General features: G+C 48.0%; 9 protein-coding genes. 3 read left to right on the forward strand and 6 right to left on the reverse strand.

The window, feature by feature from the left end; genetic code table 11:
- The first annotated feature begins 50 nt into the window (after positions 1-50).
- A complete protein-coding gene (locus J0L70_RS17235) occupies positions 51-923 on the forward strand; it encodes a transposase (protein ID WP_190647364.1) in 873 nt (290 codons plus the stop codon).
- On the opposite strand, the gene J0L70_RS17240 is transcribed toward J0L70_RS17235, so the two are convergent.
- On the reverse strand, positions 920-1,153 hold the full coding sequence (locus J0L70_RS17240; RefSeq protein WP_190647366.1) for a LapA family protein: 234 nt from the start codon (positions 1,151-1,153) through the stop codon (positions 920-922). The two genes, J0L70_RS17235 and J0L70_RS17240, sit on opposite strands and share 4 nt — an antisense overlap.
- A 166-nt stretch (positions 1,154-1,319) precedes the next feature.
- Complete coding sequence (locus tag J0L70_RS17245; RefSeq protein WP_017287043.1) at positions 1,320-2,312, reverse strand: ribose-phosphate pyrophosphokinase; 993 nt, start codon at positions 2,310-2,312, stop codon at positions 1,320-1,322.
- 519 nt (positions 2,313-2,831) lie between these two features.
- On the opposite strand from J0L70_RS17245, the gene J0L70_RS17250 reads away from it, so the two are divergent.
- A complete protein-coding gene (locus tag J0L70_RS17250; RefSeq protein WP_190647370.1) occupies positions 2,832-3,290 on the forward strand; it encodes a GatB/YqeY domain-containing protein in 459 nt (152 codons plus the stop codon).
- Positions 3,291-3,378: 88 nt separating this feature from the next.
- On the opposite strand, the gene clpB is transcribed toward J0L70_RS17250, so the two are convergent.
- The 3 genes from clpB to J0L70_RS17265 all read right to left on the reverse strand — a co-directional run bounded on the left by clpB (position 3,379) and on the right by J0L70_RS17265 (position 11,092).
- Positions 3,379-6,066, reverse strand: coding sequence for an ATP-dependent chaperone ClpB (clpB, locus tag J0L70_RS17255; RefSeq protein WP_287455358.1), 2,688 nt, complete (start codon positions 6,064-6,066; stop codon positions 3,379-3,381).
- Between the two features lie 278 nt (positions 6,067-6,344).
- Positions 6,345-10,331, reverse strand: a complete 3,987-nt coding sequence (locus J0L70_RS17260) for a magnesium chelatase subunit H (protein WP_017287039.1) — start codon at positions 10,329-10,331, stop codon at positions 6,345-6,347.
- Between the two features lie 371 nt (positions 10,332-10,702).
- On the reverse strand, positions 10,703-11,092 hold the full coding sequence (locus tag J0L70_RS17265; protein WP_017287038.1) for a hypothetical protein: 390 nt from the start codon (positions 11,090-11,092) through the stop codon (positions 10,703-10,705).
- 355 nt (positions 11,093-11,447) lie between these two features.
- Here J0L70_RS17265 and J0L70_RS17270 point away from each other — a divergent pair, with 355 nt between their 5' ends.
- Complete coding sequence (locus J0L70_RS17270; RefSeq protein WP_017287036.1) at positions 11,448-13,370, forward strand: chloride channel protein; 1,923 nt, start codon at positions 11,448-11,450, stop codon at positions 13,368-13,370.
- Positions 13,371-13,515: 145 nt separating this feature from the next.
- On the opposite strand, the gene J0L70_RS17275 is transcribed toward J0L70_RS17270, so the two are convergent.
- Positions 13,516-13,905, reverse strand: a complete 390-nt coding sequence (locus J0L70_RS17275) for an AbrB family transcriptional regulator (protein WP_026148493.1) — start codon at positions 13,903-13,905, stop codon at positions 13,516-13,518.
- Positions 13,906-14,105: the final 200 nt, after the last annotated feature.

Raw genomic sequence — 14,105 nt, forward strand, 5'->3', positions numbered from 1 at the left:
AGCATAGAATAGATGAGTAATTGCCGCGCCGCAAGTGCGCTAAGTTTCGCATGAGCAGACTGTCTGATTCTGATAAGAGCCATATTATTGAACTGTATCGCCAATCCGGGGAAACGACGCTTACGTTGGCAGAGCGTTACGGAGTCAGCAATACAACGATCAGCCGTATTCTGAAAAGCACGTTGTCGCCTGAGGAGTACGACAGTCTAATTCAGCAAAAACGGTCAGCATCTCGTGGAGGATCGAAACCAGCGACTCCCCCCGATGAGACTCCTGTGCAAGGCAGTTTGCTCGAACCCGAAGAAACGGTCGAGCCAGAACTGATTGAAGAAAAGCCGTCGAAACCGGCTGCGCCTGTTCGTCGCTCGCGTCGTCGCTCTTCCGAGCCTGAAGAAGTAGAATCAACTCCGGTTGCAGCAGAGCCAGAATTAACGGAAGCGAGCACCGTTGAAGCGATTGTCGGTGAAGATCTCACGCCCACCCCAGACGGAATGCTGGATGACGATGATTTAGAAGACGATCTCGATGATCTCGATGGTCTCGATGATGACCTTGATGACGAGGATGACGAGCCAGCAATTTTGCCTTCGATTCAACTGAGTGCGTCAGACTTTATTCGGGTTTTGCCGATCGCAGAAGCTGCCATTCCAAAGACGTGTTATTTGGTGGTCGATCGCTCTGCGGAACTCGTCGCGCGTCCATTGAGCGAATTTGCGGAATTGGGACAAATTCCGAAGGACGAGATCGAAGAAAAAACGCTACCCGTCTTTGATAATCACCGAGTCGCGAAACGATTTTCTAATATTCGGACGCAACGGGTGATCAAAGTGCCGGATAGCCGAGTGCTGCAAAAAACGGCCCCTCACTTGCAAGCGAAGGGAATTACTCGGCTGCTGATTGACGGGCAAGTGTATGCGCTCTAATCTTCGTCACTGGGTGAGAGAGAAAATCCGAGAAGCGGTTGAGCGATCGCACTGCCGATGATCCCAATCATGACGCTGAACGCAATCACTAATCCAAACGGGATTTCGATCGTTTGCAAGGTGAGAAATCTCAAGGTGACAGGGGTTGCGTTTTGAATAGCAATCAGCGCGATCGCGCCAATCCAAACGGCAACAATGCAGGCAGTCAGTAAAGTGGCAAAACTTCTCATAAGTTTCAGGAATCAAGGACTGAGCAAGTGTAGGAAATATCATCAGCCGCGAACTGATAGAAATTAAATCCTTGTGAGACATTTCCTCTCCGTGGGCAGGTTAGACACTGCCCACTTTCATTTTAAAAAACAAAACCGCCGATATCGGCGGTTTTGTGCAAGCTAATTAGCGAAACAAACTACTGACAGAACTATCTTCGTGAATCCGCCAAATCGTCTCACCAATCACGTTTGCCACAGAAAGAATGGTCAACTGGGGAAAGCGATTTTCTTCTGCGATCGGGATAGTGTTCGTCACAATGACTTCTTCAAGCAAGCCGCTTGAGAGTCGCTCGATCGCAGGAGGCGAGAAAACGGCATGAGTTGCACATGCATAAACTTGACGGGCACCTTCTTTCCGAAGAATTTTTGCGCCTTCTAAGATTGTGCCTGCTGTATCAATCATGTCATCGACGAGAACCGCAGTCTTGCCGCGGACATCTCCAATCACATTCATCACTTCTGCGATGTTATGAGCTTGCCGACGCTTATCAATAATTGCGAGTGGTGCATCATTGAGTCGTTTTGCCAACGCCCGTGCTCGTGCAACGCCTCCCACGTCTGGAGAAACAACGACTAGATCTTCAAGCTGCTTACTCGCGATGTAATCAACGAGAGTCGGCGAACCGTAGACATGATCCATTGGGATATCGAAATATCCTTGAATCTGCGCGGCATGTAAATCCATCGCGAGAATTCGGTTTGCACCTGCTTGCGTAATCAAGTTCGCGGCAAGTTTTGCCGTAATTGATTCTCGTCCGGCAGTTTTACGATCGGCTCGAGCATAACCGTAATAGGGTAGAACGGCTGTGATTTGCCGTGCCGACGCGCGCCGACAGGCATCAATCATAATCAGCAGTTCCATCAAGTTGTCATTGACTGGGCGACAGGTCGGCTGAATCAGATAAACATCACATCCTCGGATTGACTCTTGAATCTGGACGTAAAGTTCGCCGTCAGCGAAGCATTTACGCACCATTGGGCTGAGATCCATTCCCAAGTAGCGGGCAATCTCTAGGGATAGCGGAGTGTTAGATGATCCCGCAAGCAGCCGCAGACGATGGTTATCAGGAATCGTAGGCAGAGCAGAGGGAGGAGTCAATGTTGCAGAATGGATCACGTCAAGTCCTCGAACGCATTCAACGCAATAGTATCACTGAGACTTCTAGCTGTTGTCTCAGATTTCGTGGTTCTAAAGTATTCGTAAATGGTAGATGAATTTGCGAAATATTTGTTTAAAACCGAACCACTGATAGCGTACCGACAGTTGCTGCTATCGAACTTCATCCAATTAGGTGAAAAAGTTACCACAAGTAAGAATCGATCCAAATCAGTGAGTCAGTAAAAGGGTATTTATCGCACCTTATTCTGCCAAATTTGTTTGCAATTCGCAATGTGTATTTACGAGGATCGCGATCGCAGACGGGCACCATCATTTTGTGCGGAGTGACATTGTTCTAAATTCACAAATGTGCTTCAGCAGTCAACTGCATTCATTTTACGGCGTGGGGAGATGGGTGAGAACCCAAGTTCAGATTGCTGTCTATCTCCCTATTCGATTTCTTGCGGTGAACGACTAGGTTGAAGTAAAGGGACTAAGCTATCCTTAGAGCTTTAGTTATGCAAGGATTAGCCAGTTATGAGCCTAAAAGATCGCATCACCGATGAGATTAAAACCGCGATGAAAGCTCAAGATAAATTGCGCTTGGAGACGTTGCGGAGTATTAAAAAGGTGCTGCTTGAAAAAGAGGTGAGTGTTCGTCCTTCGGGTCAGACGGAGTTGACTGAGGAGCAGGAGATCGAGTCGTTGTCTCAGATTGCAAAACAGCGGCGCGATTCGATCGAGCAATATACAAACGCGAATCGCCCGGATCTCGCTCAGAAAGAAGCAGAGGAATTGGCGATTATTGAGACGTTTCTCCCAGCGCAGATGTCGGATGAGGAAATTGAAAGTGCGATCGCGAAAATTATTGCGGATGTCGGAGCGTCTTCACCGAAAGATATGGGCAAAGTGATGGGTCCAGTGATGCAGCAGTTGAAAGGTAAGGCGGATGGGAAGAAGGTGCAAGCGATCGTGAAGGCAAAGTTGGGCGCGTAGAGGTGGGGAGTAGGGAGTAGGTGAACGATCCAAGATCCAAACAGTTGAGTCGAGATTAAATTTACTCCCACTTCCTACCCCCTACTCCCTACTCCCGCCTTTCTGCCACCGCCACAGGAGCTGTACTCACAGCTTGGGAACTGGAAACCAACTCTTTCTTGCTAAATTTCAACTTGCCTTCGACGAGATCGATCACGATCGTATCTCCTTCGCCGAATGCGTTTTCGAGCAGTTTGGTTGCAATCGGGTTTTGTAATTCGCGTTGAATGGCTCGCTTCAGGGGACGTGCGCCGTAAGTTGGGTCGTATCCAACATCGGCAACATATTTCTGGGCTGCAGCCGAAAGTTCCAACGTAATTTTCTGATCGCTCAACATGCTTTGAATTCGGAGCAATTGCAGTCTGACGATCTCGCCTAATTCTGCTCGGCTCAATGGATGGAACAGGATAGTATCGTCGATCCGGTTGAGAAATTCAGGGCGGAAATGTTTCCGGAGAGCCGTCATGACTCGTTTCTGCATTTCCTCGTACTTGGCTTCATCGCCTGCGATATCGAGAATGTGTTCGCTACCAATGTTGCTCGTCATGACGATGACTGCGTTGCGAAAATCGACAGTGCGACCTTGAGAATCGGTAATTCGCCCATCGTCGAGAACTTGCAGCAGAATGTTGAACACATCCGGGTGGGCTTTCTCTACTTCATCCAGCAAGACAACCGAGTAAGGCTTGCGACGAATCGCTTCTGAAAGTTGTCCGCCTTCGTCATAGCCGACATATCCAGGAGGCGCACCGACCAGACGCGAGACGGAATGCTTTTCCATGTATTCCGACATATCGAGGCGCACGATCGCATCATCAGAGTCAAACAAAAATTGCGCCAATGCCCGCGCGAGTTCTGTTTTACCGACTCCGGTTGGTCCCATGAATAGGAATGATCCAATCGGACGGCTGGGATCTTTCATTCCCGATCGCGCTCGACGAATTGCGGCGGCAACGGCTTCGACTGCATCATGCTGTCCGATTACGCGCTCATGCAGATGCCCTTCCAAGTTGAGAAGTTTTTGCCGTTCAGATTCGAGCAGTCGAGTAATGGGGATGCCTGTCCATCGCGCTACGATTTCAGCAATGTCTGCTTCCGTGACTTGTTCGCGCAGAAGCGTACTTCCTCCGGCTTGCAGTTCGATGAGTTGTGCTTCTTGTTTTTCTCGATCGTGCTGTAAGGCTTCTAGGCGACCGTATTTTAACTGTGCGGCGGTATTGAGATCGTAGGCGCGCTCAGCTTGCTCGATTTGCACGCGCAGTTGATCTTCTTCTTGTTTGAGCGATTTAATCGTTTCAAGAATTTGTTTTTCACTTTGCCATTGCGAATCGAGCGCGTCTTTTTTGGGCTGAAGCTCTGCAATTTCTTGTTCCAGCCGTTCTAAGCGATCTTTAGAATTGCGGCTGAGTCCGGTTAAACCTGTGATTTTGTCTTCGCTCTTGATCGAGAGCTTTTCCATTTCAAGCTGTCTCAATCGACGCTCGATTTGCTCTAGCTCGGTCGGCTTGGAGGTGATTTCCATCCGCAGTTTTGCAGCAGCTTCGTCAACGAGATCGATCGCTTTATCGGGAAGAAAGCGATCGCTAATATATCGGCTCGATAAGGTTGCCGCTGCCACTAATGCTGAATCAGTGATATTGACCCCGTGATGGACTTCGTAGCGCTCTTTTAAGCCGCGCAGGATCGAAATCGTGTCTTCAACGGTCGGCTGGTCAATCATCACCTGCTGGAATCGCCGTTCTAGCGCCGCATCTTTCTCGATATATTTGCGATATTCATCTAAAGTCGTTGCTCCAATACAGCGCAACTCGCCTCTTGCTAGCATCGGCTTCAGCAAGTTTCCAGCATCCATGTTGCCTTGCCCTGCTGCCCCGGCTCCGACCACAGTATGAAGCTCATCGATGAAGAGAACGATTTGCCCATCGGACTGAATGACTTCTTTCAGGACGGCTCGCAGTCGATCTTCAAATTCGCCTCGATACTTCGCACCAGCAATCAGCGATCCCATGTCGAGCGAGATTAATTTCCGATTTTTAAGCGATTCGGGAACGTCACCATTGATAATTCGTTGGGCAAGACCTTCAGCGATCGCGGTTTTCCCAACGCCTGGTTCTCCGATTAAGACCGGATTATTTTTCGTTCTGCGAGACAGAACTTGCACAACCCGACGAATTTCTTCATCCCGCCCAATCACTGGATCGATTTTTCCGGCTTTGGCGCGCTCGGTCAGATCCATCCCGAATTTCTCTAAAGCGGAATAACGGGATTCAGGGGCTTGATCGGTCACTTTTTGGCTACCACGAACGTCTCGAATTGCCGTATCTAGCCTTGCGGTATCGACATTGAGGCTGCGAAATAGCTTCATGCCGAGGCGAGGATCATCTGCAAAGGATTTGATCAGATGCTCGATCGAAATAAAATCGTCTTGCATCGCGACACGGGCGGTTTCAGCCCGATCGAGCATGACATCCAGATTACGACCCAGGTAGAGCTGTTCAGAACTCCCGACTTTGGGCTGGCGACGGGCATACTCGTCGATCTGCTGCCACAAGCGGGTTGCTTCCACTCCGACTTTAGTTAAAATTTTTGCTGCTAGCCCATCTTCTTGCTCTAGCAGGCTAATCATTAAATGTTCAACTTCTAAATTCTGGTGTCGATAGCGGCGTACGACATCTTGTGCCTGTACGATCGCTTCCCAGGCTTTATCTGTAAATTTGCTTGGGTCTGTGGGTTGCATGTATTCCGATAGGTCTATTCATCATTCTTCTTGAGCCTTCATTGTAGCGACTTAGGGTCAAGAGTTTGTATTGAGTTGAGCAGTCTCATGGTTGAAGCAGGGTTTGCAGCTTCATGATGATTTTTGCCCGGCAGTAAATTTTTGATTTCCAAAATATCGGCTTGAGCTTTTGCATCAGAGAATTTTGGAAAAAAACCTTGCGGCACTTAATTTATTCCGTTAAAAGCAAAAGGCACGATCGATATCGATCGTGCCTTTTTACTCATTTGAGTGCGAGATTATTCAACGCCTTCGATGCGGTCTTCGACTTCTTGATAGAGTTCGCGGAGTCGATCGAGGTTTTCTTCGCTCGTTTCCCAATAGCCTCGACCATTTGCTTCGAGCAAGGTCGTGACCATCTTACGGAACGAGTTGGGATTGAGATCCAACAATCGCTTACACATTTCCTCATCTTTGAAGAATGTGGTGTTGGTATCTTCGTAAACCCAGTTATCTACAGCGTTTGCCGTTGCTGACCAGCCCATTGTATTGACCAATCGCTTCGACAATTCCCGCACGCCTTCATACCCGTGGCTCAACATGCCCTCATACCATTTCGGATTGAGCATCTTCGTCCGAGCATCGAGACGAACGGTTTCAGAAAGTGTCCGAATCTGAGCATTCGCCGTGGTCGTGTCTGCCATGTAGGAAGAAGGCATCTTGCCGTCATCGCGCAGGCTCGACACGATCTTGGTCGGATCGGAGTCGTAGTAGTGCGAAACGTCGGTGAGCGAGATCTCAGAAGAATCGAGGTTTTGGAAGGTAACATCGGCAGTCTTCAGCGAGGCGCGGAAAACGGCTTCGTTTTGTTCCATCATGCCGGGATTGTCTGAGGAGAAAGCAAACCCTTTCCGAGAGAGGTACATGTTTTGCAGTTCCTCTTCGTTCTCCCACGTACCATTCTCAACGGCTAAGTTGATATTCGACGAGTAAGAACCAGAAGCATTCGAGAACACACGAGTCGCCGCTTGGCGCAGGTTAATGCCTAACTCATCGGCTTGCTTCATCGCGTGCTTGCGAACAAAGTTCATTTCCAAAGGTTCTTCTGCTTCGGCAGCCATTTTCACAGCTCGATCGAGTAATGCCATTTGGTTAATAAACAAGTCGCGGAATACACCGGAACAGTTGACGACGACATCGATCCGAGGTCTGCCTAACTCTTCTAAAGGAATCAAATCCAGCTTATTAATCCGTCCCAAGGAGTCGGGTAACGGACGAACTCCAACCATCCAGAGAATCTGAGCCAGCGATTCGCCGTATGTTTTGATGTTGTCAGTTCCCCAGAGCACGCAGGCGATCGTTTCTGGGTAAGCTCCGTTATTCTCTGCACATTGCCGAGCAATTAAGCGATCGACGACGATCTTCGCAGATTTCACCGCAGCAGCAGTCGGAATCGATTGTGGATCAAGTGCGTGAATGTTCTTTCCAGTCGGCAATACATCGGGGTTCCGAATCGGATCACCACCGGGGCCTGGCAGAATGTATTCCCCTTCTAATGCCGTCAGCAATGCACCCAATTCATTGTCTGCAACGACTTGCTTCAAGCAGAACTGCAAGAACTCGATCAGCGGCTTGATCGCTTCTTGATCCACATTCGGATAGCCTGCTTCATGCAAAGCTTCGATCCAAGGTGCTTTCTTGTTGCCTCCAAAGTTAAACAAGTTGCCTAACATCGAGGTTTTAGAAACGCGCCCTTCTTGGTCGATCTGAGCATTCACCATTGCTGCGACAGCATTGCGAGTGGCTTGGTTGATATCATTCAACAGTTGAACATCGTTGAGCACGCCCAAATCACTGTTTTGGAAGACTTCGTCAATGTCGCGGTTCAAGCTATTCGCAATAATCCGAGGCAAGCTCAGCATTTCCTCTTCAGGACGATCGAGGCTTGCGATATTCACTAAAGTTGCGATCGCTTCTTCTGCCGTGGGTGGCTTACCAATCACGTGCAGTCCACAAGGTAACAACCGCGATTCAATCTCCATCAGTTTGATGTAGACCTTTCCAACGATCGTATCTCGCTCTTCTTGGCTCAATTCGCTGGCATTGTCAGGAAACGCAATATCTTTATCGAGATTGCAAATCCGAGCTTTATCCATGATCGTATCGACGATCTGAACCCCACGACCGGAGTCTTTCAGGGTTTGATAAGAGCCAACTAATTCGCTCAGTTCTTTCAGCCCTTTGTATAGTCCAGCATTCTCAGCCGGAGGTGTTAAGTAACTGATCGTTTCAGCGTAAGAGCGGCGTTTTGCGATCGTTGCCTCAGATGGATTATTGGCAGCGTAGTAGTAAAGGTTCGGAATGGTGCCGATCAAGCTATCTGGGAAGCATTCATCGGACATCCCAATTTGCTTACCAGGCATAAATTCCAACGATCCATGCGTTCCAAAGTGCAGGACTGCGTCTGCTTTCCAGATTTTCTCTAGATAGGTGTAGTACGCTGCGAATCCGTGGTGTGGACTTGCCGATCGCGAGAACAACAGCCGCATCGGATCACCTTCATATCCGAAAGTCGGCTGAACTCCGATAAAGACATTTCCAAACGATTTCCCATACACCAAAAGATTTTGTCCATCGGTGTTGAGATGTCCAGGAGCTGGTCCCCATGACGGGATTAAGCGCTCATGATAGGGAGTCAATTCCTCGTATTCAGGAACTGACATCTTGTAAGCAATGTTCAGTTCGGGGCTGTTGTACTGGGCGCGAGCATCATGCAGTACTTCTAGCATCAACGCTTCACCTGATTCAGGCAAATCTTGAACGTCATAGCCGTTTTGCTTCAAAGCTTCCATGGCTTTGTAAATCGAGCCAAAGACATCCAGGTAAGCTGCGGTTCCCACGTTACCTTTATCCGGCGGGAAGCTGAAGACTGTAATTGCAACACGCTTATGCAGCTTAGGTTTGCGACGCAGATTTGCCCATTTCAAGGCGCGTTGTGCGATCGCTTCGACTCGATCCTGAAGCGCGATCGCTTTACCCGTTGCTCCATCTCGACCCGACACGATGATCGGCTCGATCGCACCATCTAGCTCAGGCAATGCGATTTGTAATGCAACTTGAATCGGGTGCAATCCGAGTTCGCTATCTTGCCACTCTTCGGTTGTTTGGAAGACCAGCGGCAATGCCACCATGTAAGGACGATTCAAGCGGCGCAAAGATTCGATCGCTTTGGGATGATCTTGACGAGCGGGGCCACCTACTAGCGCAAATCCAGTCAAAGAGACAACCACGTCAACGATCGCGTTTTCGGGATTAATCGGATCATAGAAAAACGCATCAACTGGTTTCGAGAAATCCAAGCCACCCGCAAAGACTGGAATCACCCGTGCGCCCATCGCTTCAAATTCTTGAACCATTGCGACATAGTGAGCGTCATCCCCTGTGACCAGGTGAGTTCTTTGCAACACTAGCCCAACCGTTGGAGCGAGAGGGTCGCGCAGATCTTCGGGAATATCTTTGCGAGAGCTAAACCAGTTGAGATACTCTTTGAGATCCTCGAACATGTGAGGAGCCATCGGATGCCAAATTCCTAGATCCGGATAAACCTGCGGGTCTTGGTATTCGACGTTATGACCGATTTCGCCTTTGAAAACATACTTATCTGCCAACATCAGCAGAAAGTTTTCTAAGTTGTCTGAATTGCCGCCGAGCCAATATTGGAAACTCAACATAAAGTTGCGAGCATCCTGGGCTTTATCCATCGGCAAGTACTTCAACACTTTGGGCAAAGTATTGAGTAACTTCAGCATCGCGTCTTGGAAGCCTGCGCCGGAATTTTCCTTGCGCTTCTTCATGAAGTTCGCGATCGCGCTTTTTGACTGTCCCAACTGAGCCATTGAGAAGCTACCCAATTTGTTTAGGCGCATCACTTGCGGCATCGACGGGAAGACGACTGCTGCGTCTAAACGATCGCGATGCGGCTCAACGGCAGCAACCACTTTCTCCGCTAAATCTTCGAGGAAAATGAGCGAGGCAATGAAAATGTTTGCTTCTGAAACATCGCGTTGAAAGGCTTCGTAGTTCTCCGGGTTGCGGAGTTCTTCAATCAGATAGCCACTAATTTCAACAGCGACCTTGGGATGATTTGCATTAATTGATCGAACGGCGGCGGAGAGCGCACTTTGATACTGTGGCTCTAACACGACATAGACCACCTTGAGCAATGACCGTCCTGCCAGGTTCTCTGGCGTAATGTGTCGAACGGTGGGCTTGACGTGGGTGAACATGCAGTCAGACTCCTTTTAGCGTGTTCTCTTCTTAAATCGACAAGCGAACGTGAGCGTCCTAATCCAGATCAACCCCAGATTCAGGCAGAGATGTAACGGTTTGTAAAGTTACATGCTCGGCTTTGCGATCGCAAACTGTATTTAATCTACATTTGTGTTTTTACCAGAAAACGTATACATAAAGCGCATTTCGGGACATATACGACACAAATTGATAAGAAATCGGTAATTTTTTGTTACTAACCGTTACAGAGTTATGAGCTAGTGCTCTAGTTTTCTTTACATTTCTTAATTAAGAAATGTAAAGATGAACCTTTCAAGCTAGGTATAAGGACTTATTAACCCGATAAATTCGCAATGTTTTGTAATATTTAATTTTTCAGATCGGTATTTTTCAAAATCGTCTGCTGTACCCAATTGGGAAGTTTCTGTGCACCAGGCTGACTCAGAACTGCGATCGAGAATCCTGCAACAATCAAGCTGCTTAAAATTGTGATCAAGGGAGAATGTTTGGCAAGCCCTGAATCTCTCATGATTCTTGCAATCGGGCGGCTCTGCTTCCTCAACTGCCGACTACTTGGCTTTAATTTTTTGACGCTGAAGGGATCGCGAACATAATGACCGCTAATACTTACAACAAGGCGCGATCGACAATGCGGACAGGTCAGTAATCCATTCACAGAGTTGACTGAGACAAAGTTGCCTGTACGATGGCAAACCGGGCAAGCATGAGAACCGCGATCAAAGGTATCAGCATTCATTGGCAGCAGAAAACCAGCAAAATGACAACATTCGGAAGGCGCGTTTTTAAAGTCGAGTCAATCCAAGCGAAAAATAGCTTCAAGACTTAAATAGCTAAGAAATAATATTTGTAATAGGTTGAGACTTGATCCTTTGATACCAGTTTACCCGCGATCTTCCGTGCAAAGTGCGATCGTTCAGCAAAATTGCGGAAAAATGAGAGCGATTTTTTTCGCAGTTTCGTCTTCTCGGAAGGGCAAAATTTGCCCTGTGTCGAAATCTTTCGGAATTTCGCAAAATACTTGTCTACTCTGGCTTTGATCAATCACAATGAGAATGAGAAATAAAAATTAATCATTATTGATAACCCCTGCCGTGCCCTCGACTCCGCCGCCCAAAATTCTGCTGCCTGATTCTTCGATCGCTCCTCAATCTCGCTTCAATGGTCTGCTGAATCGCCTTCAACCTCATCCGGATACGATCGTGCTGCTCTTAGCCGTTGTGATCGGTGGTGGGGCGGGGTTAGGCGTATTGATGTTCCGCTATTTGATTGAATTATTTCACCGACTGACGCTAGAAGACCTGATGGGAACGATCGGGCATTTTGGGGCTTGGACATTAGCTTGTGTTCCAACGCTCGGTGGAATTCTAGTTGGGCTGATGCGCTGGCTTACGAAAGAATTTAGTCCAGGAATTTCAGGATTAATTGCGGCGGTGCAAGCGGGCAAGGAAATGTCGCCAACTCGCCCCATTATCAAAACAGTAGCGGCAGCCGTTTCGTTGGGGACTGGAGCATCTCTCGGACCCGAAGGTCCAAGTGTAGAAGTCGGCGCGAATTTTGGGTTGTTAGTGGGGCAGAGTTTGAAAGTATCGCGCGATCGCCAACGATTACTGTTAGGTGCAGGCGCAGCAGCCGGATTAGCAGCCGGATTTAATGCGCCGATCGCTGGCGTATTCTTCGCGCTAGAGGTGGTCTTGGGGACGACGTTTGAAACGTCTGCGGCAAGTATTGTCTTACTTTCGGCGGTCGTTTCGGCGCTGATTGCTCAGATTGGACTTGGAGGACAACCTGCATTTGCGCTGCCGGCTTATGAAGTTCGCAGTCCGCTAGAATTGCCGCTCTATCTAGGGTTAGGGCTATTTGCTTGTGTTGTGTCGATCGCTTACACCACTTCTTTAAAGTGGGCAAGTGATGTCTTTCAGGGCAAAATTCCTGGAACCGTTTGGATGGCAAAAATTCCGCGGGAAGCGCAGCCGATTTTAGGCGGTCTATGCGTCGGATTAGTAGCCCTAAAATTGCCGCAAATCTTAGGGGTAGGCTATGACACCGTTGAAGCGATGCTGCGAGATGTGCAATTCTCGTTACTCCTGCTCATGACATTATTAGTTGTGAAATTGCTCATGACAGCGGTCAGTTTAGGGAGCGGGCTAATCGGGGGGATGTTTGCGCCTGCGATGTTTTTGGGTGCGACATTGGGTGCGGCATATGGCAAAGTTTTGCCTTTCGTCTTCCCTATGTTTGCAGGAAGCATTGCTGCACCACCTGCGTATGCAATGGTCGGGATGGCGGCAGTTTTAGCGGCGAGTGTGAATGCGCCTTTAACTTCGATTTTGTTGCTGTTTGAGATGACCCGCGACTATCGAATTGTCTTACCGTTGATGGCAGCGGTGGGATTGAGCGTCTGGCTTGCGAATCTGTTGAAATCGAATCCCGAACAGCCTTCTAACTTGCAGCAAATCGAAGCAAAAGGTGATCCTGCCCCAACTTCAACGAGCTTACAGAAGCAGGAAATGCTCAGAAATGTTTCTGTTGCAGAGGCAATGCATCCGAACTTTCTACAGGTTGAAGAGTCAATGCCACTTTTAGAGGCAGGTTTGCAATTGATTCAAAATCATTGTCATAGTGCATTAGTGGTTAATCTCGATCGCCAATTGATCGGCATTATCACCTTGCAAGATATCAATCGTGCGATCGCACGTTGGGAAACCGAACTGAATCATTTTGATCAAGCCCTCGATCGCACGATCGCGGATGTGTGTACAACCGACATTCTTTATGCCTATAAAGATGAGCCATTAACCGATGCATTAGATAGAATGGCGACTCGTGGATTGCATCAACTTCCTGTCATCGATCGCGAAAATCCGCATCAAATTCTGGGACTTTTGGAGCAAGAAGGCATCACATTGGCATGTAATTTGGCACTGACGAGAGTTCGGTTAACGCCTTATCTGTCTCACGCCAAAAAAACAAGTCCAACCGAAGCTGAACTTGCCAATGTAGGCGTATTGAATTAACTCTAGATGAGACTTTATAAAAGTAGAGTCTCATCGGTTTCGGCTGGTCCAAACTCCTGTAAACATCATTAGCATCCCGCCTAGAAAAATCGCGATCGCTAGACCCACCGGAATAGCAGTTTGCCAATCAATGTTTTCCATAGAATTACACGTTGAGTTCTTCTCGATCGAGTTGTTTCAGATGAATATGCTTTCGTCCCAAAGAGATTTCAAATTCATCTCCTGGCTGCAATTCCATTTGTTTTGTATACGCTGCACCAATTAACAAATTACCATTAGACTGCACACTAATTCGGTAACTTGCACTGCGACCTCCTCGTCCATTGGTTGCCTGTTTCCCATCTAATTGAATTCCTTCTGCATCGATTAATGCATTCAGGAATTTCATCATATTCACACGTTCGACTCCATTTTTCGTCACCGTGTAATAGCCGCATTCTTTCGCTTTTTCTTCTTTATTGAGATGGTCGAGTTCCTTCACCTTCTTCAGCAGAGATTCCCCCGTCAGTGGCTCAATCTTTTTCTTCTTAGTCATCAACCCGAAATCCGAATCAGTGGACATCAATTCGATCTGATCAGCGCTCCCAAATCCACTAAATTGAGATTATTTAGTGCCCGGTGAGTTTGCCCAATTCATATTACACTGGCATCGCTGATTTTTGACACAAATTCGTCTCAGATTGCCGACAAAAATGACGTGCGAATTCGCTTAGAATTTGCAACGATTTTCGCCCT

This window comes from Leptolyngbya sp. UWPOB_LEPTO1 (assembly GCF_017302695.1).
GTDB classification, from domain to species: Bacteria; Cyanobacteriota; Cyanobacteriia; order Leptolyngbyales; family Leptolyngbyaceae; genus Leptolyngbya; species Leptolyngbya boryana.